Origin of the sequence: Thermus aquaticus (genome assembly GCF_001280255.1) — a bacterium.
Lineage (GTDB): Bacteria > Deinococcota > Deinococci > Deinococcales > Thermaceae > Thermus > Thermus aquaticus.
Genome location: NZ_LHCI01000013.1, coordinates 1 through 309 on the forward strand (window position 1 = coordinate 1; position 309 = coordinate 309).

A 309-nucleotide genomic window follows, 5' to 3' on the forward strand; every position below is an offset into this window, starting at 1 on the left:
CACTATACCCAAGCCCCGGGGCCTTATAGTGGGGGGCATGGAAGGCCACGTGCCCGAACCCACCCACACCCTCGAGGGCTGGCACATCCTCCACGACTTCCGCCGCCTGGACTTCCCCCGGTGGCGCAAGGCCTCCCCCCTGGAGAGGCAGGCGGCCTGGGAGGAGCTTTTGGGCCTCCTCGCCCTCTGGCGGCGGGTGGAGGAGGAGGGGCGGGGGGCTTTTGGGGGCTACCAGGGCATCACCCAGAAGGCGGACCTCCTCTTCCTGAACCTTAGGGAGACTCTGGACGAGCTTTTGGAACTGGAAAG

At 67.0% G+C, this 309-nt stretch carries 1 pseudogene; it reads left to right on the forward strand.

The window, feature by feature from the left end:
* Positions 1-37: 37 nt before the first annotated feature.
* A pseudogene (locus BVI061214_RS00110) lies at positions 38-309 on the forward strand (hydrogen peroxide-dependent heme synthase); the annotation flags it as partial.